Annotated in this window: 17 protein-coding genes and 1 pseudogene; 15 read left to right on the forward strand and 3 right to left on the reverse strand. The window is 69.7% G+C overall.

Going from position 1 to position 17,978, the window contains the following annotated elements:
• The first annotated feature begins 1 nt into the window (after position 1).
• The 9 genes from ACWGJ5_RS36435 to ACWGJ5_RS36475 are packed head-to-tail and all read left to right on the forward strand — an operon-like array spanning position 2 to position 8,769.
• Positions 2-646, forward strand: a complete 645-nt coding sequence (locus tag ACWGJ5_RS36435; protein WP_453313912.1) for a hypothetical protein — start codon at positions 2-4, stop codon at positions 644-646.
• The gene (locus ACWGJ5_RS36440) at positions 633-2,339 is read left to right on the forward strand and encodes a GH3 family domain-containing protein (protein WP_453313913.1); all 1,707 of its coding nucleotides are present in this window, start codon (positions 633-635) and stop codon (positions 2,337-2,339) included. Before ACWGJ5_RS36435 ends, ACWGJ5_RS36440 begins: the two co-directional genes overlap by 14 nt.
• On the forward strand, positions 2,336-3,193 hold the full coding sequence (locus ACWGJ5_RS36445) for an SAM-dependent methyltransferase (RefSeq protein WP_453313914.1): 858 nt from the start codon (positions 2,336-2,338) through the stop codon (positions 3,191-3,193). The genes ACWGJ5_RS36440 and ACWGJ5_RS36445 overlap by 4 nt, the downstream gene beginning before the upstream one ends.
• 2 nt (positions 3,194-3,195) lie before the next feature.
• The gene (locus ACWGJ5_RS36450; RefSeq protein WP_453313915.1) at positions 3,196-4,650 is read left to right on the forward strand and encodes an NAD(P)/FAD-dependent oxidoreductase; all 1,455 of its coding nucleotides are present in this window, start codon (positions 3,196-3,198) and stop codon (positions 4,648-4,650) included.
• Positions 4,647-5,765 carry a hypothetical protein gene (locus tag ACWGJ5_RS36455; RefSeq protein ID WP_453313916.1) on the forward strand — a complete coding sequence of 373 codons (1,119 nt, stop codon included), beginning with the start codon at positions 4,647-4,649 and terminating at the stop codon, positions 5,763-5,765. The genes ACWGJ5_RS36450 and ACWGJ5_RS36455 overlap by 4 nt, the downstream gene beginning before the upstream one ends.
• Positions 5,762-6,529, forward strand: coding sequence for a DUF6182 family protein (locus tag ACWGJ5_RS36460; protein ID WP_453313917.1), 768 nt, complete (start codon positions 5,762-5,764; stop codon positions 6,527-6,529). The genes ACWGJ5_RS36455 and ACWGJ5_RS36460 overlap by 4 nt, the downstream gene beginning before the upstream one ends.
• Positions 6,507-7,139 carry a LysR substrate-binding domain-containing protein gene (locus ACWGJ5_RS36465; protein WP_453313918.1) on the forward strand — a complete coding sequence of 211 codons (633 nt, stop codon included), beginning with the start codon at positions 6,507-6,509 and terminating at the stop codon, positions 7,137-7,139. The genes ACWGJ5_RS36460 and ACWGJ5_RS36465 overlap by 23 nt, the downstream gene beginning before the upstream one ends.
• Positions 7,136-7,930, forward strand: coding sequence for an alpha/beta fold hydrolase (locus ACWGJ5_RS36470; RefSeq protein ID WP_453313919.1), 795 nt, complete (start codon positions 7,136-7,138; stop codon positions 7,928-7,930). Before ACWGJ5_RS36465 ends, ACWGJ5_RS36470 begins: the two co-directional genes overlap by 4 nt.
• Entirely contained in the window at positions 7,924-8,769 is an 846-nt protein-coding gene (locus ACWGJ5_RS36475; RefSeq protein ID WP_453313920.1) for a class I SAM-dependent methyltransferase, read from the forward strand. The genes ACWGJ5_RS36470 and ACWGJ5_RS36475 overlap by 7 nt, the downstream gene beginning before the upstream one ends.
• A 70-nt stretch (positions 8,770-8,839) precedes the next feature.
• On the opposite strand, the gene ACWGJ5_RS36480 is transcribed toward ACWGJ5_RS36475, so the two are convergent.
• Positions 8,840-9,721: a LysR family transcriptional regulator gene (locus ACWGJ5_RS36480; protein WP_453313921.1), complete on the reverse strand. Its 882-nt coding sequence runs from the start codon at positions 9,719-9,721 to the stop codon at positions 8,840-8,842.
• Positions 9,722-10,096: 375 nt separating this feature from the next.
• Between ACWGJ5_RS36480 and ACWGJ5_RS36485 the strand changes: the two genes are divergently transcribed.
• The 5 genes from ACWGJ5_RS36485 to ACWGJ5_RS36505 all read left to right on the forward strand — a co-directional run bounded on the left by ACWGJ5_RS36485 (position 10,097) and on the right by ACWGJ5_RS36505 (position 14,732).
• Positions 10,097-10,588, forward strand: coding sequence for a helix-turn-helix domain-containing protein (locus ACWGJ5_RS36485; RefSeq protein WP_453313922.1), 492 nt, complete (start codon positions 10,097-10,099; stop codon positions 10,586-10,588).
• A 209-nt stretch (positions 10,589-10,797) separates the two neighbouring features.
• The gene (locus tag ACWGJ5_RS36490) at positions 10,798-11,298 is read left to right on the forward strand and encodes a hypothetical protein (RefSeq protein WP_453313923.1); all 501 of its coding nucleotides are present in this window, start codon (positions 10,798-10,800) and stop codon (positions 11,296-11,298) included.
• A 6-nt stretch (positions 11,299-11,304) separates the two neighbouring features.
• Complete coding sequence (locus ACWGJ5_RS36495; RefSeq protein ID WP_453313924.1) at positions 11,305-12,531, forward strand: MAB_1171c family putative transporter; 1,227 nt, start codon at positions 11,305-11,307, stop codon at positions 12,529-12,531.
• 4 nt (positions 12,532-12,535) lie between these two features.
• Positions 12,536-13,372 carry a class I SAM-dependent methyltransferase gene (locus ACWGJ5_RS36500; protein ID WP_453313925.1) on the forward strand — a complete coding sequence of 279 codons (837 nt, stop codon included), beginning with the start codon at positions 12,536-12,538 and terminating at the stop codon, positions 13,370-13,372.
• Positions 13,373-13,529: 157 nt separating this feature from the next.
• On the forward strand, positions 13,530-14,732 hold the full coding sequence (locus tag ACWGJ5_RS36505) for a serine hydrolase domain-containing protein (RefSeq protein WP_453313926.1): 1,203 nt from the start codon (positions 13,530-13,532) through the stop codon (positions 14,730-14,732).
• 105 nt (positions 14,733-14,837) lie between these two features.
• Here the strand turns inward: ACWGJ5_RS36505 and ACWGJ5_RS36510 are convergent, their stop codons facing one another.
• On the reverse strand, positions 14,838-16,100 hold the full coding sequence (locus tag ACWGJ5_RS36510) for a helix-turn-helix domain-containing protein (protein WP_453313927.1): 1,263 nt from the start codon (positions 16,098-16,100) through the stop codon (positions 14,838-14,840).
• 341 nt (positions 16,101-16,441) lie between these two features.
• On the opposite strand from ACWGJ5_RS36510, the gene ACWGJ5_RS36515 reads away from it, so the two are divergent.
• Complete coding sequence (locus tag ACWGJ5_RS36515; protein ID WP_453313930.1) at positions 16,442-16,804, forward strand: hypothetical protein; 363 nt, start codon at positions 16,442-16,444, stop codon at positions 16,802-16,804.
• Between the two features lie 366 nt (positions 16,805-17,170).
• Here ACWGJ5_RS36515 and ACWGJ5_RS36520 read toward each other — a convergent pair.
• A pseudogene (locus ACWGJ5_RS36520) lies at positions 17,171-17,236 on the reverse strand (hypothetical protein); the annotation flags it as partial.
• Positions 17,237-17,978 lie beyond the last annotated feature (742 nt).

Consider the following 17,978-nt stretch of genomic DNA (forward strand, 5'->3'; position numbering starts at 1 on the left):
AGTGCCGACCGAACTCCCCGCGTTCTCCGTGCTGTTGGGTCCCGATTTCGCCGGCAAGTCCTCGGTGATGGCCGAGCTCGCGGCAACCCGGCCCGACTGGCGCCTGCTGTCCACCGACGGCGCGTTCACGAAACCCGCCTTCCCCCTGGTGGCTCAGCTCCGGCGCCATGTGGTCGACGACGTGCTGCCGGGGCTCCGCACATCCTATTCGCCGGACTTCCTCGCGGCCCTTCTGCAGACTGCGGTCATCCACCTCCGCGACCGGATCGCACAATGCGAACCCGGAACACCGGTGGTGGTGGATTCCTATTACTACAAGATTCTGGCGAAGTGCCGGCTCGCCGGGGTCGGGGAAAACCCGATGTTCACCTGGTGGCGTTCCTTTCCCCAGCCCCGCCGCATCGTGTACCTGGAGGTGCCGCACCGCACGGCGTGGCGGCGCTGCGGCCGCGGCATCCTGCTCAATCCGCTGGAGCACGAAGGAGCCTGGCCCACCGAGCTCGCGTTCGAGAGCTACCAGAGCGACCTGCGCAAGATGATGCTCGAAGAGACGAGGGACATCCCCATGACGGTGATCGAGGAATGCGGGGACGTGGCGAGCACTGCGGCCGCGGTACGACGGGCGCTCGGCGATGACGACCACTGACGGCCCGGGAACACCCGGACACCAGCGGCGCTACCGGGAACGGGTGCTGGCCGAACGTGCACGGCTGCGCGAAGCCGCCCGCGCATTCACGGAACATCAACGCCGGGTACTGTCCGATCTGCTGGCATTCAATGCCGATACGGAATTCGGCCGGGCCCACGACTTCGGCGGCATCCGCACCATGGACGAATTCCGCCGTGCCGTTCCCGTCCAGGACTACGCGGCCCACGAGCCATGGATCGAACGCATGGCGGCGGGCGAGGAGAACGTGCTCACCGCGGACCGGCCCGCGGTGTACTTCACCAGCAGCGGAAGCACCGGAGCGCACAAGAAGATCCCGGTCACCCCCCGCTTCATGAAGACCACGTTCTTTCCTTTCTATTACGCGGCGTGGGCGCCCCTGATCGAGAGCTTCCCGGACGTGCTGGCTCGCCCCGATGCCGTACTGAACCTCAAGCACGACCCGCTGGCCGCACCTCCCACCACGACCGACGGCCGTCCGCATGTCGGCGCCAGCCAGGTCGACTTCGGCGAGAAGTTCGGCGAACCGCTGTCCGCCGAGCCGGGGACCGCCGCGCCCTGGGCGACCCTGCCGGTCCCGGTGGCGGCGGACGCGCACATGGACAAGATGTATCTGCGGCTGCGGCTGGCCGTGGAGAGCGACGTCCGCTGCCTCATCGGAATCAACCCGGCCATGATCGCCGCGGTGCCCTACCAGCTGAATCTCTGGTGGCCACGCATCGTCAAGGAGATACGCGACGGCACCGTCGGCGGCGTGCCGAACAGGCCCCCGGCACCGGAGCGGGCAGCGGAACTGGAGCGGCTGGCGGACCACTTCGGGGTGGTCCGGCCCGCGCACATCTGGCCCCGGGTGCGGGCGCTGTTCTGCTGGACCACCGGCGCGGCGGCGCTGTATCTGCCGCGGCTGCGGGAGGAGTTCGGTGCCGGGGTGACCGTCCTGCCGGCGCCCGTGGCCGCGTCCGAGGGACCCGTCGGCGTCGCCTGGGACCGCCACCCCTTTGCGGGCAGCCTGGTGCCCACCGCCTCGGTGTACGAGTTCGTGGACGCCGAGCACGACATCGCTCCGCACGTCGCCACCCTGCTTCCCGACGAACTCGAGCCGGGCCGCGACTACCACGTCCTCTTCAGCCACGTGGGCGGGCTCTACCGCTATGCGGTCGGCGACGTGGTCCGGGTCGTCGACCGGGTCGACGGTGTGCCCCGGGTGTCGTACGCCGGCCGCAGCGGGCGGCTGGACGCGGCCGGCGAGCGGCTGCGCGAGGCCCAGGTGATCCGCGCCCTCCAGGCCGCGGCGGGCGACACGGGCTTGGAACTGCTCAACGCCTCCTGCCGTGTGGGCGGGCCGCCCGGGCGGGCGCCGCACTATCGGTTCGCGGTGGCCCCCTACACACCATGGACCGAGGAGGAGACCGGCCGCTTCGCACGGCAGCTGGACAGCCGACTCGGCGAGCAGTCGCCCGGGTACCGGACGGCACGCGAGTCCGGGCGCCTCGGCTCCCCCGTCCTGCACCTGCTGCCGCGCGACGCCTTCCAGCGCGACTGGCACGAGGCAGTCGCCACCGGAGTACGACCCACACAGGTCAAGGACCGCATCTTCCGCCAGGACCCAGCCCTCTGGGAACGGCTGACCGGCGTACCCACCACCGACGAAGAGGAACCCGAGCGCCCATGACCGACACGCTGGACGCCGTGGAGCGCACCGCGCTGCTCACCGCCGCGCTGCGCGCCGCCGAGACGCTGCGCGCGGACCGGCTCTACGAAGACCCGTACGCAGCCCGGCTGGCCGCAGACGTCGGCCCCGAACTGCTGGCGGAGGTCCATGCCGCGACCTTCCCGCCGGACCGCCCCCGCACGCTGCCCAGCACCCCCGACTACAACGCCATCCGGACGCGCTTCTTCGACGAGTACCTTCAGCGTGCCGCCCGGGAGCCGGGGATGCACCAGATCGTGCTCGCGCCCGCCGGCATGGACTCCCGTGCCTATCGGCTCCCCTGGCCTTCGGACATCCGCTATTTCGAGGTCGACCGGCCCGCCGTGCTCGGCTTCAAGGCCGAGCGGCTGGGCGAGGCCAGGCCCCAGGTGGCGCACCGCGCGGTCGCTGCGGACCTGACGGCGGACAACTGGGAGGACGATCTCGTCGCCGCCGGATACGACCCCGCGCTGCCCTCGACCTGGCTGCTCGAAGGGCTGCTCTACTACATAGCCGAGCCGGACTCGCGGCGCATGCTCGACCGAGTGGCCGCCATCACCGCACCCGGCAGCCGCTTCGCCGCCGACATCGTCAACGCCGCCGCGCTCACCCTGCCGGACATGCGGGGACTGCTGGACGTCTTCTCGGGCTGGGGGTGCCCGTGGCTGTTCGGCACCGACGATCCCGAAGCGTTGTTCAGCAGCCACGGATTCGATGTCGAGGCCGTCCAGCCCGGTGATCCGGGCGCCGGCTTCGGCCGGTGGCCCGACCCCGTACCGCCACGCCACGTGAGGGACGTGCGCCGCGTGTTCTTCGTCCACGGCCACCGGCGCTGACGATGCGGAGCGCGGTCATCGCAGGCGGCAGCATCGCCGGTCTGTCCACAGCCCTTGCCCTCGCGGAGGCGGGGTACCGAGTCCGTGTCCTGGAGCGGGCCGATTTGCCCCCCGAGGGCCCGCCCGGCCACGTCGCGACGGGCTGGCACCGCCCCACCGTCCCACAGGCGGGCCACTCGCACACAGTGACCTCCCTCGGCGTGCGGGTACTCGGGCAGCGGGCGCCGCAGGTCCTGGACGCGGTACTGGAGGCGGGCGCGACGCTGCTTGATCTCACCACCTGCGCTCCCCGCGGGCACGGCGGCCTCCGCCCCGAACCGGGCGACCGTGAGCTGGCCGCGCTGGCCGTCCGCCGTTCGGTGCTGGACCTCGTCCTGTACCGCGTCGTGCGCACCGTCCCGGGCGTCGAGATCAGCCACGGCACGGCCGTACGGCATCTGCTGACCGACCACGACGGCCGGCGGGCGACGGGTGTGGTGACCGAGTGCGGTGAGCGGGTTTCGGCCGACGTCGTCGTGGACGCCACCGGGCGCCGGGCGGAGTCCCGGTCCTGGCTGGCGGCAGCGGGTGGCGCGGTCGCCGTGGACCTCACCGCGCCCTCAAAGCTGCGCGGGTTCAGCCGCTGCTACCGGCTGACCGGGACAGGCCGGCCCGGCCCGCTGAACCGGGGAAACGCGGCCGGCGGCATCTGGGGCCACTACGCAGGGGTGCTGCACCCCGGCGACAACGGCACCTTCGCCATCGCCCTGGCGGTGCTGCCCAGTGACCCCGCGATGACAGCGCTGAGCCGCCCGGAAGGGTTCACCGCGGCCGCCCGGGTCACACCATGGGTGGCACCGTGGCTCGCCGGGGACACAGCGGAACCGGTGGGTCCCGTACGCTCGATCACCTGCCCGCCGAATCTGCTGAGGGCAGTCGCGACGCGCCGCCAACGGCCCGTTGCCGGGCTGTTCTCCGTCGGGGACGCCGCCTGTGTCACCAACCCTCTGTTCGGCCGGGGCCTGTCCCTGGCGCTGACCCACGCCTTTCAGGTGGCCGACATGATCGGCGCCGCGCCACGCGTGGACGAGGAGTTCGGCGCCCAGGTGACCGCCGCGACCGAAGACCTCCTCGGCCCTTGGTACGAGCAGTCCGCACACGACGACGCCGAACGCATCGCTGCCTGGACGGCGGCCGTACACGGCGAGACACCCGCGGCGCCGCCCGCGTCACCGGGGCCTTCGGGCCGCCCGTCGCTCGCCGAGGCGGCCGCGGCCGCGGCCGTGGACGGCAACGTCTGGCGCGGGGTGACACGGATGCTGATGAGCCTGGACACCCCCGGCAAGATCTTCGACGACCCGCTGTTCCGGTCCCGAGTGGCCGCCGCGCAGCCTCCGCGGGCACCGGTGGCCGCACAACCGCCGAGCCGGGCCGCGCTGCTGGAGGCGGTCACCGCGGCTGTCGGAGGAGCCCGATGAGCGGGCGTCGCGTGCTGCTGGCCCCGGTCACCGTCACACCCTCGAAGCCACTGACGCCCAGCCACCTCAAGGGGCTGCTGTGGACCGACGTGATGTACCGGGCCACCGGCCACCTGGCGGAAGCCTCCTACCGCTACAGCCACACCACCTACGACCCGACCGAACAGACCCTCGGGTTCTGGGAGTACCTGGACCGCGTCGAGGGCCGGGCCGACTACTCCGCGATGACGGAGGAGGAGATCGGGGAACTCTACGTCGCCTACCGGGCAGAGGGGAGACACCCGACCGCAGCGGCCCTGCAGCCGTACACCGAGGCCGTCGAAAGACACGGGTGGCGCCACCCGGCAGCGGAACGGGTGCTGAAGATCTGGGCGTCCCACTACGAGCGTCTCGGCATGCACGATCCCGGCCTGCTGGCGCACCAGCCACCCGGCATGGCCCTCGACGAGGCGCTGGCCGAGCTCTCCCGACTCGGCATGTGCCTGGACCACCGCCCGTTCGGCGGACCCGTCTACCTGGACGCCACCCGCCACGGCCAGCCCCTACGGCCCATCGTCACCGCGGACGGACGGCCCAACTACCTGGCCTGCGCCCTGCGTGAACTGCTGCCGCTGGCCCCGCGTTTCGACGAAGTGGTACTGCTCTACGACAAGGAGCTGGACGCCGACTACCGGTTGCTCGGCCGCGTCCTGGAACAGCTCGGCCCGTCCGTCCGGCGCACGCCCATCGGCCGCGTGCCGATCGACGGACAGATACGGTCCGCACGCCACGGGAACTGGCACGAGGCCACCGCCGGGTTCCTGCTGCAGGCCGCGGAACGCGATCACGACGCCGCTGCCGTACGGCTCGGCATGCGCCTCTACTTCATCGCGACGCTCGGCCCCGGCCAGCAGCAGTCCTTCAGGCGCGACCTGTTGTACCAGTGCATGGCGCGGGCCGAACGGCTGTTGGCCGCCGCCCGCGAGTCGGGCCCCGACGCTCCCCCCGTGTCGGAGAGCCTGGCCCGGCACCGGCGCGACCACCTCTATGTGGACCCCTACCGCCTCACTTCCTCCCTCCTCGGCAAGCGCCGCCCCACCCCGCCCCTCGACCTGATCTCGTCGGTGTTCCTATGACCCTGTCCGCAGACCGTCTGCTGTCCCTCGCGGCCGAACGGCTCCGCAAGGCCCGGCCGGAGCTGGCCGCACGCCATGACCTGTCCACCCCGGCGGCGCTACAGGCCATCAAGGCCGAGATCGCCGGGGCCACCGACCCGGCCACCACCGGCGAGGCCGTGGTCGTGGCCGTCATCGGTGAGCTGGACCTGATCGCATGGGTGCGCGAGACCTGCGCGTTCACCTGCTCACTCACCGCCGACCGCAGGCAGGCCTGGCGCCGTTCCTTCACCCGGACCGTGTATCTCGCGGGTTCTCCCGGAAATCTCCGGGGCCGTTTCTCCTTCGACCACGTCGCGCCCGACGAATCGGCCGCGTGGCTCGGCCCGGCACCCGACGCGGCCTCCCACGGGCTGCGACGCCTGCTCAGGAGCTTCGACGGCCGGCGAACGCTCGGCGAGCTGTCCCCCGCGACGGTGGAACTCCCGGCGGGCCCCGCTCCCCTCTCTCGTCCTCCCCGCCACCGGGTGCTGCAGATCGTCACCGCCGACCTCACCCTCACTGATGCCCTGGTCCACCTCAACCACCTGCTCGCCGAGGCGGTCATGGACGGCCTGATCGCTCCCGGGGACCGGATCACCGTGTGCGGCGTACCGCGGCTGGAGGAGTCGCCGGGACCGTTCGCCGCCTTGCGCATCGACACCGCCATCGACTCGCCCGACAGGCTCCAGGCCTTCGCCGGGCTGACCCAGGAGACACCTGATGCCGCCACCTCCCACCGTTGACTCCGAGCCGATCCGATTCGGCTACCACGGCTCCGCGGACCTCGTCCGCCGGCTGATCGACGACGCCGGCCTCGACGACCACGACGTCGAGCTCCGCCAGTACGACGTGACGGATCCCTTCCGCGCTCTGCGATCGGGCGAACTCGACGTGATGACCGTCAAGTTCCAGGTGCGGGAACCGGACCTGTCCGTCAGTCGCGTGCTGGCCCACGACGCACGGGCCGCCGTCGTCGGCATCGCCCATCCGCTCGCCGGCCGCTCGTCGGTGTCCATCGAGGAACTCGCCGCCTACGAGACCTTCGCCCGTCCGGGCCGGATGCCCGCCTACGTGTGGGACGACGTGGTCCCCCCGCGCACCCCCGCCGGCCGGCCCCTGCGGCGCTGCCACCAGGTGTCGACCATCCGGCAGATGATGTGTCTGGTCGCGGAGTCCACCGCTGTGCACATCTCGCTGGCCTCGCTCGCCGATGTGGCGCCGCCGCAGGTGGCCATCGTGCCGATCCACGACCTGCCCAGCGCACCGGTCGCGGTGGCCTGGCGCCGCGGGGAGGAGCTGCCCGGCCATGTACGTGCCTTCGTGGAGCGGGTGCGAGGGGGGAGCGAGCGATGACCCGTCCGAGGACCCCCACCGTCGTCCTGCTCCACGCGCTCTCCCTCGACTCGTCGATGTGGCGGCCGCAGCGCCATGCCCTTGAACAGCGCGGTCTGCGGGTGCTCGCCTTCGACCAGCGTGGCTTCGGCGGCGTGCCGCTCGGCGCGGGCCCGCCTTCCCTCGATGCCGTCGCCGAGGACCTGGCGGTGGCACTCGATGCCGGGGGCCATGGTCAGGTCGTGCTCGTCGGCTCCTCCATGGGCGGATACGTGGCGATGCGGTTCCTGCGCCGTCATCCCCACCGGGTCGACGGCGTGCTGCTCACCGGTACCAGGGCCGCCGCGGACTCCACGGAGGCAGCGGCCCGGCGCGAGAGCTTCGCGCGGATGATCACGGACGACCGGCTGCGGCACGAGCTGATCACCACGACCACGCCGCTGCTGCTCGGGGCGACCACCCGGGCCGAACGCCCCGAGCTTCTCGCACGGCTGCTCGCCGATGCGACGGCGGCTTCACCGGCGGCCCTGGCCTGGGCACAACGGGCCGTCGCCGCTCGGCCCGACTCCTTCGACGTGCTGCGTGCCACGACCGTCCCTGCGCTCGTGGTCGCTGGTGCGCAGGACGAGCTGGTCCCCGAGGACGAGGCGCAGCGGATGGCCGCCGCCCTGCCGCGGGGACGCCTTGTCACCGTGCCGCGCGCGGGTCACCTGCCGTCGCTGGAGGCACCGGACGTGTTCACCGGGGCCCTGACGCGGCTGCTCGACGAGATCGCCGAATCCAAAACGCTGCCGGAAGGGCACATATGCTGACCGATGACCACCAGGCCTGGGGATACGCCTCCTCGACCGGTCTGGGCTTCACCCACCGGGAGATCGTCGAGGCCCACTTCCGTGCCTGTGCCCCGGAGTACCGGCTGGCGCTGGACGAGGCGGACCTGCGGCCGGGCAGCCGCGTCCTGGACGCCGGCTGCGGCAGCGGCACCTTCCTGCCGTGGCTGGCGGAACTGGTCGGGCCCACCGGACATCTGTCGGCGCTCGACCTCGCCGAGGAGAACGTGGACCGCGTACGGGAACTGGCGCAACGGGAGGACCTCGGGGCCCCGGTCGAGGTGACGCACGGTGATGTGCTGCGCCTGCCCTACGACGACCATTCCTTCGACGCCGTCTGGTGCGCCAACACCACCCAGTACCTCGGGGACGACGAACTGGAACGGGCGCTGGCCGAGTTCGTCCGCGTCGTGCGGCCGGGGGGCCGCGTGGTCGTCAAGGACCTCGACGCAAGCCTGATCACGGCACGGCCGGCACCTCCGTTCCTCTTCACGGACTTCTTCCGGCGCGCCGCCGAATCCTCGCCGTACGCACGGCAGTTGCTGCGCGCCCGGGACCTGCACCGCTGGTTGTCACGGGCCGGACTGACCGCCGTACAGCAGCGCACGCTGCTGATAGAGCACTATGCGCCGTTCGATGCCGCGGTGCAGAGGTTCTACGGGCTGGCATGTGCGCGGGTGGCCGAACGGGCGCTGGCACTGGGATGCGGACAGGGATGGCGCGGCTTCGCCGACCCCGATGGCCCCGCCAACCCCCTTCACGACCCTCGTGGATACATCAGCGAAGGGAACGTCGTCGCCTTCGGAACAGTTCCCGGATGAGCGGCCGCCGCGGCGAGCCAGGGATCGAAGTCGAGCAGGGCGCGACGTAGAAACGACTTCAGACCGGGTTTCACGAGGACTGGAGGACCGCGAAGGGATACGGGTCCAAGGCCTCGCGGATGGCCTTCAGGGCGGACTCGCCGTAGTCCGCCGGTACCCGGGAGGAGATGGCCAGTCCGGTCGGTACCGGCCCCGGCGGCGCAGGAAGGTGGGGAAAGATCGCCGTGGGCAGCCCCCACAGCTCGTCCGCGTTGGCCACCAGACAGGCGACTCCGAGACCGGCCTGTATCGCGGCCCGCAGCCCGATCAGCTCGGGCCCCTCGTAGGCGCGCTTCCACTTGACCCCGGACTCCTCGAAGGCCGCCAGGGTCCGCCCGCGCAGCGTGCACGGCTCGGTGAAGAGCACGAGGGGCAGTGGTGCGTCGTTCCCGATCGCCGGACGCCCGAACCAGGCCATCTCGATGTCCCCGATCTCCTCGACGCGGTAGGCCGGGTCCTCCCACGGGTTGATGAGCAGGGCCAGGTCGAGGGTCCCGCACGACAGTTGCTCGGTGAGCGATTCGCTCACTCCGGTGCGGATGGTCACCTGGGATTCGGGGGCCACCCGCTTCAGGCCCCGCAGGATCGCCGGGAGCGCGTCGCTGAACTGGTCGGAGATGCCGAGGGAAATGTGCATGCCGTTGCGCGGGGGCGTGAATCGCGCGACGGCTTCGTCGTTGAGGGAGATCATCTTGCGGGCGTAGGCAAGCAGCTCCCGCCCTGCGGGACTGAGCCGCATGTTGCGCCCGGTGGTCGTGAAGACAGGCTGCTTGAGGAAACTCTCCAGGCGCCGTATCTGCTGGCTCACGGCCGGCTGCGTCAGGTGCAACGCCTCCGCCGCCCGGCTGAAACCTCCCAGGTCGACGATGGTCGTCAGGGTCCTCAGTGTTCCTATCTGCAAGTCGTGGTTCATGTGTTCCCCCGTTTTCCGTAAGGACTTGGTGCGGCGCACCTTCGGAGCACACCGTGTTGCCCAGCCCGCTGCGGCGCTCGCGGCCGAGTCCCCGTGGGGCCGCAGGCCCTGACGCAGCAGTTGGGACCACCGGTGACGAACAGGACATGGCCCGCTGTGCACGAGCGACGCACGGAGCCCTCCGGCGGTGACGCCGGGGCACGGGCGCCTGAGGCCAGGTCAGCGGCCATCGGCGCCCCGTCTGCTGACTAGAAGTCAGCATGTGCCGTCAACTCGAGTGTCTGGCTCCGCATATCGAGGACCATAGGCCCCCTCGACCCCCGGTTGCAACATGTTGCTCCATCGGGGCACTATGGTGCGCCAAGGAGGTGGGCGATGGAGCAGCAGGCAACCGAGATGTCCCCGCCACGAACGCTGGACGGCCTCGTCCACGAGACAAAGGCCGATATCGCGCGGCGGCTTCGCCATATTCGCCGGCACCATCCCGAAGGGCCCTTCAGCCTCGCAAAACTCGCCCATCTCGCCGGCGTCTCCAAGCGGACCCTGACGTCGGTCGAGTCCGACGACGGTGCCAACCTCACCATCGAAACCCTCGTGAAGGTCGCACACAGCCTCGGCATCCAGCGCTGCGCGTACTTCCTCGACGAGCAGGTCTTCCAGCAGGTCAACCAAGAGTTCGCGCTCCTCATGGAGCTGAGGGAAAGCAGAGCTCAAGGCCTTGCCCTGCGTACGTCTCACGCGTCGCCCATCCCCACCACCACAGACCAGGTTTCGCGACTCCTCACCGGAATCATCGATGCTGCGGCCCAGGCGCGCGACTCACTGCGAGGCGCGCCGCTGAGCAGCGGTGATGCCGAACAACAGTGAGCGACAGCAGCCGTCCGGCCCCAGACCCCCACCATCAGGTGACACCGACACCACAGCCCAGACCACGCTTCCCCTGGGAAACAACCGGCCGGATACCGCCCGGAAGCCACCGCCCGGAGCAGAACGGCACGCAGGCAAGCGGTGTGACGACACGCCACGCACGTGACGTCGGCTTCCACCGATGTCCGATCGAGGAGCAAGGCGAGGCCATGACCACACGAAAGGTTCGCAAACGGTGCGAGGAGCTCGTCAGCGCACTCGACCTACCCAGCCCCTTCTCCACAGACGCACTCGTCCACGAGCTGTCGCAACGGCGAGGCCGGCCGATCCGCATCCAGGCCGTGCCGATCGGCTCCGCCATCAACGCCTGCGGATTGTGGATCGCTACCGATGCCGGCGACACCATCTACGTCGAGGAGAAGGCCACCAAGTTCCATCAGGAACACATCGTTCTCCACGAGGTCGGACACATCCTGTGCGACCACCGCATCAGTGACCAGGAGACCTACGGCGCGCTCACCACCCTGCTGCCGAGCATCAGCCCCGACATGATCAGCCGACTCCTGGGCCGCACCAACTACACCACCGAGCAGGAACAGGAAGCCGAACTCGTGGCCAGCCTGATCCGCTCCACCACAGGGATGCGTGCTCCCTCACCGTCGGCAGGTGTACGCGGTGCACTGGAAGCCGCCCTCGGAATCCGCAAGTAGGAGCAAATGAGCTTAAGTTCCGTCTACCAACTGGGGAACCGCGCCGAACTCCTGGGCGCGCTGGCGCTGTGGACGGTGATCTTCCTCCGGCTGCCCACAGCCCGCCGCTCTCACCAGCAGAAGATGCTGCTCATCGCCGTGACAGGCATTGCCGGGTCGATCACCGTCTATCTCGACCCCGTCACCGCGGTCCTGAACCACACGTTCACCTTCGCCCAGAGCTGCGGCCTGTTCATGAACGCCTGGGGTGTCCTCAGCTCGGCCCTCATCCTCGACTTCGTCCTCGCGGCCATGTCGCGGCGCCGCCCCTGGCTCATCTACGGCCCCATGACCGTGACGATAGCCGCCCTCGTCATCCTCAACTACACCGTCGACCCGCATGCCGGATGCGTCAATTCCGAAGCCGTTCCCTGGTACAGCCCCTTCTGGTGGCTGCTTGTCACAGCACACCTCGTCGGAACGATCCCCTGCGCCGTGCTCTGCGTGCGCTACGGCCGCCAGGCCCGCGACGACCGGCCCCTGCGCACCGGCCTTCTCCTGCTCGCCGCCGGCTTCACCTCATCCAGCCTGTTCTGGTGCGTCGTCCTGGCCTTCCTCCTCACCCGACCCGCCTGGCTCGGCGCGCTGTTCCCCGACAACATCGGCCTCACGGCCTGGCTGATGACCGCCGGCGTCGGTCTGCCGCTGGCCCTCACCGCCCAACGCACGACCCGTGACGCGAAGGTCATGTGGCAGTTGCATCCTTTGTGGCGCGACCTCGTCGAAGCCGTCCCACACGTCGCTCTCGACCGACCGCGTACCCGGATCCGTTCACTGCTCGGCAGCCCGCACACGATCCGCCTCCGGCTGTACCGCCAGGTCATCGAGATCCGCGACGCCCTGCTGGTCCTGCAGGACTACGTGACACCCGAGAAGATGGAACACGCTCGCCGGCACATCACCGCCCAAGCCCTCCGGGAGGAACAGGTCGAGCCGGCGTTCACCGCATGCTGGCTACGCGCTGCCCTCGAGGCCAGGGCTGCCGCAGGAACACCCCGACCCAACCCGCTCGCCAGCGCAGGCCCCAGTGACGACGGCCTCCGCAGCGAGACCGACTTCCTGCTTGCCGTCCTCCGGTCCCGGACACTTCCCGCCGTACGCTCCTTCGCTCCGCCGTCCACCGCCGACCCCTCGACGCCCGACAGCACCGGTCAGCATGTGCAGGCCGCCCCAGCCACTCGCACGAACAGGTGATCCCGTGACACAGCCCCCCGCCGTCACCAGCCCTTACAACACCGGCATGCTGAGCAATGATGCGCCGCGCGAACGTGACCGCTTGGAGTCCATCCAAAACAGCGTCGACACATTCACCACCGACATCCTCCAGGGCCTTCCCATCCAACCGACCTGGAACTGCCTGGAACTTGGCGCAGGCGCCGGCTCCATCGCCCACTGGCTCGCCGCCCGCTGCCCGGACGGCCACGTGACCGCCGTCGACCTCGACACCCGCCACCTCGATGCCGGCCGGGCCACCAACCTGGAAATCCAGGAAGCCGACATCACGCGCCAGGACTATACGCCCGGCACCTTCGACCTCATCCACGCCCGCTATGTGTTCTGCCACCTCTCCGATCGGGACGAGATGGTCGCCCGCGCCGCCGGCTGGCTCTCCCCCGGTGGCTGGCTCGTCATCGAAGAGCCCTACGACCTGCCCGCCGCCACATCCCCCTTCCCCTTGATCCAGCGCATCCTCACCGCCTACCAGCACACGTACCGACAAAACGGTGCCGACATGACCTGGGCCCGCCGACTGCCCTCGCTCCTCGCCCGCAATGCACTCACCGAGGTTGCCTTCGCCGGAAACCTCGGCCACATGGGCGGACTCGAAAAGGACCGTTGGCGCCCCCTCATCGACCGCGCCGCCCCCGCTCTCCTGGCGAGCGGCCTCATCACCGACGCAGACCTCAGTGAATTCACCGAACTACTGAAGGATCCGGCGTTCATCGACATCCCTCAAATGACCATCTCGGCCTGGGGCCGCAGCCCGTCGGACGCCCGGGCCCACTCCACGAAGGCCGACAGCACCTGCCCATGACGCTCACGCCAGGCCGATGCCCAGCTCGGTGTCCCGTCTGCGTTGCGGGGGCCAACCCCACCCGGCGCCCGGGTGGCAGCTCCATCGATCACAAGGGCGCGGGCGCGTTGACTGGCAGGAGTCGGAACAGAGTTGGGCCGGGCAGCGAGGTGTCAGCGTGGCGGGGAAACGTACGGCAGTCGTGGCGTGCATGGCGGCACTCATGGCGTGCGGGGTGGGTGAGGTGTCCGCCGGGGCACACACGGCGGGCGGCGGCTACTCGGCGGCGGACCTGAGAGGGGATCTGGCAGCGGTACGCGCCGCCGCCGGCGGCGATGTGAACGTGGTGGCCCGGGTGGATGAGCAGGGCGGTGCTGTACTGCGGGCACGGTACGGGACCGCGGGCGCCGGCTCGACCGCGCCCGTGCCGTGGGACCCCGAGTTCCGGGTGGCCAGCACCAGCAAGACGTTCACGGCGGTGGTCGTGCTTCAACTGGCCGCGGAGGGACGGCTTTCGCTGGACGACACAGTGGAACGGTGGCTGCCCGGGGTGGTTCGCGGGCACGGCAACGACGGCTCGCGGATCACCGTACGCGACCTGCTCCAGCACACCAGCGGGATCTACGACTACATCGCCGATCCCGGCATACAGGACAAGCTGCAGAACCACTTCAACGAGACCCGGTACGACGCCACCCCGCCGGCCCAGCTCGTCGCGATCGCGATGCGACACGCCCCGCTCTTCACTCCGTCGCCGGACACCTCGCCGCGCCGGTGGGCCTACTCGAACACCAACTATCTGCTGGCTGCGATGATCGCGCAGAAGGCAGGCGGTGCGGACTGGCGGGAACTGATCGAGAACCGGATCATCGCACCGCTTGGCCTGCGACACACCTACATCCCCGGCGAGAACCCATATCTGATCGGCCCGCACGAGCGGGTGACCATCGCCGGACCCGGGGGCGAACTGGTGGACCTCACCGAGGAGAGCTACCAGCACACCGCGGACTCCGGGGTGGTGAGCACCCCGTCGGACCTCGACACGTTCTTCCGCGCCCTCGCCACCGGGCGGCTGCTGCCCGCCACGCAGTGGGCGCTGATGCGGCAGACGGTCACCTACGACGACCTGCCGGTACCGCCCGCAGGCAAGCAGGGCGGATACGGACTCGGCCTGCGGATCGTGCCCCTGACCTGTGGAGGCGTCTACTACATGCACGAGGGCGACGGCTTCGGAGTGTACGGACGGCCGGCGGTCGGCGCGGACGGCCGACGGGCGGTGACACTGTCGGTCACATCCACCACCGCGCTCGTCAACGAGGACCGGCTCAACAAAGCGGTGCAGACCCTCACCGACCATGCGCTGTGCGCGGTCCGGCACTGAAGCACGACTCAGGGGTGGCGCTCAAATCATTTCACCCGCTCGCGCAGCGCGGCGTAGTGCCGCTGCCAGTCCGCCGGCCACTCGGAGTTCCAGTGCTCGTCCACCTCAGTGGAGGCGCAGGGTGATGGACTGCCATGGTGGGTTCGCGGTGCCGTGAACCGTGCAGTCGTCGTCTGTGGAAGCGATGGGGCCGTAGGCCGTCGTGACCGTGGAAGCGTCGGGTGGTGGGTTCACGGACTGCCAATGTGTTTCCCGCCAGGGCGCATCGAATTGGGGGGTGGGGCCGGTTGGGGCGTTCACGGCGGTGAAGGAGAGGTCGCCTGCGGTGCACAGGGGCAGGCCGCCAATTTCAGTGTCGGTGCTGGGGCTGGGGCTGGGGCCCGATTCGGCCTCGACCCAGGGTCCGGCGGCGGTGATCCCCCGGAATGCGTCGACCGTGGTGTAGGCGCCGCTGGCTCGCGGCCAGCGAATGGTGATCTGATCGAGCGTGTCCAGCGGCCTGGCACCGACGACTGCGAAGAGCAGCAGGCGGCCGTGCTCGTTGATCTGCCCGGCCGGCCGGTAGGTGTTGCCGGCCGTGTCGGTCACGGTGACCGCACCTGAGCCCGCAGCGGTGAGCGCGACGGTGACGATCAGCGTCTCGCCGCGGGCGACCGCGTGCAGCACCTGCAGATCGGTCCCCTTGATCTTCGGACCGTAAGGCAACGTGACGTCGTTGTTGCTGATCCGGGCGGCATAGGAAGCCCCGCTCGTGGTCTGGGAGACACGCGGGCCGTGGTGGGACGGCAGCGCCGGCAGGGGGCCTCGATCGGAGGAGAGCGCGGTGACCGTCAGTAGGGCGGTGAGCAGGAAGTAGCGTACCGCGGGTCTTCTCGCACGCTCGTGTCCGGCCTGATGGCCGCTGGCCTTGCCCTTTGGGAGCGTGGCCGGCTTGTCTGGCGGGACGACTGTGGGATGTGGATCGTCACCGTGGGCGGGTGCCATCGCGGCGGGAGCGGTCGGTAACTCGGTGTCGACGCGCTCGGGTCGGGCCGGTGGTAACGCCTGACGGGCAAGGCGGAGGAGTTCCTCGCTTTCGTCCTCCGGCAGGCCGAGGGCCGTGGCCAGCAGCCGCAACGTTTCCCGGCGGGGCCGGGCAACCCTGCCGTGCTCGAGGTCACGGATGGCCCGCACGCTCAGTCCCGAGCGTTCGGCGAGCTCCTCCTGCGTCAGCCCGGCCCCGCTGCGCCGGGCGCGTAAGTGCGCCCCGAATCCGCCCTCGCTCATCGCGCCCCCCGCCGCATGATCTGGATCTGCGCAGGTGAGTACACCACAGGGTGTCTGCCGGGAAAACTGCCGGTCTTTCTTCCGCCTGTTCTGCCTGGTCACCGCCGTGAGCGGCTGCGGACGATCAGGGCCGGAAACCGAAACGAAAGGAGTAAGCGCATGCGTGGCTAAACCCAAACCAGTCCCCGTCGCAGCCGTTTACGCATGTCCCGCACAACAGCCACACTCGCCACCGTCGGCCACCCCACTTCGTGGGGGGCGCCCCGTCAACACCCGTGCTCCTGACAGGCCGAGTCTGGGCAAGGGGCGTACGGAGTCGTACGGGGAAAACGCCACGTGCACCGACTGTCTTTGAAGATCGTCAACCGGGGCCGGGCATCGACCACTGACTGAACCAGTTCAGGTATGCCCCTCTGCCTGTCACTATCTCCGAAGGAGCAACCGTGAAGATCGGACGCACGATCAAGTTCGCTGCGGCAGGGATTGCCGCAGCAAGCCTCGTCGCCGTCTCGGCCAGCACTGCGTCAGCAGCCAGCCTGGGTGGGGATGCGTTCGCCGGCAACTGCCATGCGTACATCCTCCCCTACTCTGACATGTACGCCTACGGTCACGTCGACGGGCCCGCCAACGAGTGCAAGGTGGACCTGTGGCAGGTGAACACTCAGACCGGCGGCCGCACGCACACCGGCTGGGGAGGCGGGGTGAACACGTGGCCGGAGTACCACAACGACGGTGTGCACGAGCTCTCTGTAGAGGTCTTGGACATCAACACCAACCAGGTTGGCTGGGGCCCTTGGGTCTTCTGATCTGCCCGAGCTGAGGGAGAGTGAGCATTCTCCTCCCTCGGGGCTGGTACGCCATCCAGGTGCCGGGCCGAAACCGTGCCGGCCCGGCACCAAACACCGCTCTGCGCAGGACCTGTTCACCCGGGGGACCGGAATGGGCCGTGCCCAGGCGTGCGTCCCGGACGCGGTCGCCGGCGCGCTCGCCGCGCACATCGGAGAGGAGACGGTGGCCACCGCGATCGGCGTGCACCTGCCAGCTCTGCACCGCCATGCGCCCACCTTCGCCACCGCGCACCGAACTGCGTTCATCGGCCCGGTGCGGCCGCCTTCGCGCCATGCGGCCTTGGTCTGGGCGAGCAGGTCCAGGGAGGGTAGGAGCACCAGGACCCGGCCTGCTCGGAGTTTTTCCGCGCTGCGCACTGCCACGAGGGTCTTTCCGGATCCGGTCGCCATGACCAGCTGAGTCCGAAGCCCCCGCTCGGGCACCTCGATCGTGCATGACAGTGGCACTGCACGCTCAGTAGGCACACAGCAGCGGGTCGGACCGCTGAAGAACCTCAACGGACTGGATGGCTATCGGCTGCAGCCGGGCAGCATGGACCCTTCCTCATTCCAGAGTCTATCTGAAGTTATAAAAGAGGCACCGTGCTTGCTGGAAAGTCTGGAAGCCCGTCCGGCCGGCCTGACGGATCCGAAGACGGTACGTCACGCTTGGCGAACCGGTATCGGGGCATACGGGCGTCACGCTGTGAGGGGAGTCCCGTCATGCTCGGTGTGGTGGCAGCAGTGCTGTTCTTCATCGCGTTCCTTATCAACGTGGCCGAGATCAGCACCAATCAGACGTTCTCGTCAGTCAACGTCATGCTCCTGGGACTGACCGTACTGGCCCTGCACGTTGGGGGAATCGGGAGTACGTGGTCCCGTAGACGTTGACCAAGCGTCAAGTTCTCCTCGCAGAGGCCGGCTGAATCGACACCGCACCCCCGTCCTTGCTGCTGCTCGGGCCGCAGGCCCGTTGGCCGGGCCCGTGCAGCGGGGCCGGCCTTCGTGGCGCGGAGCGCCACGCGGTGACCGGAGCGCAGCGCAGGTGCCGCGTGGGGGCGTAGCCCCCATCGCTCCGGGAGCGCAGCGGACGGAGCGTCACCCGGGTTGCGCAGCAACCCGGGTGGGCTGGCCGCGCAGCGGTCAGCAGGCG

The sequence above is a fragment of the Streptomyces sp. NPDC054783 genome, from assembly GCF_053611725.1.

Excerpts from the sequence above, each read along its gene's own strand:
- ACWGJ5_RS36450 (WP_453313915.1), top strand. The coding sequence starts at position 3,196 with ATGCGGAGCGCGGTCATCGCAGGCGGCAGCATCGCCGGTCTGTCCACA.
- ACWGJ5_RS36495 (WP_453313924.1), top strand. The coding sequence starts at position 11,305 with ATGAGCTTAAGTTCCGTCTACCAACTGGGGAACCGCGCCGAACTCCTG.
- ACWGJ5_RS36470 (WP_453313919.1), top strand. The coding sequence starts at position 7,136 with ATGACCCGTCCGAGGACCCCCACCGTCGTCCTGCTCCACGCGCTCTCC.
- ACWGJ5_RS36445 (WP_453313914.1), top strand. The coding sequence starts at position 2,336 with ATGACCGACACGCTGGACGCCGTGGAGCGCACCGCGCTGCTCACCGCC.
- ACWGJ5_RS36460 (WP_453313917.1), top strand. The coding sequence starts at position 5,762 with ATGACCCTGTCCGCAGACCGTCTGCTGTCCCTCGCGGCCGAACGGCTC.
- ACWGJ5_RS36440 (WP_453313913.1), top strand. The coding sequence starts at position 633 with ATGACGACCACTGACGGCCCGGGAACACCCGGACACCAGCGGCGCTAC.
- ACWGJ5_RS36480 (WP_453313921.1), bottom strand. The coding sequence starts at position 9,721 with ATGAACCACGACTTGCAGATAGGAACACTGAGGACCCTGACGACCATC.
- ACWGJ5_RS36465 (WP_453313918.1), top strand. The coding sequence starts at position 6,507 with ATGCCGCCACCTCCCACCGTTGACTCCGAGCCGATCCGATTCGGCTAC.
- ACWGJ5_RS36490 (WP_453313923.1), top strand. The coding sequence starts at position 10,798 with ATGACCACACGAAAGGTTCGCAAACGGTGCGAGGAGCTCGTCAGCGCA.
- ACWGJ5_RS36485 (WP_453313922.1), top strand. The coding sequence starts at position 10,097 with ATGGAGCAGCAGGCAACCGAGATGTCCCCGCCACGAACGCTGGACGGC.
- ACWGJ5_RS36455 (WP_453313916.1), top strand. The coding sequence starts at position 4,647 with ATGAGCGGGCGTCGCGTGCTGCTGGCCCCGGTCACCGTCACACCCTCG.
- ACWGJ5_RS36475 (WP_453313920.1), top strand. The coding sequence starts at position 7,924 with ATGCTGACCGATGACCACCAGGCCTGGGGATACGCCTCCTCGACCGGT.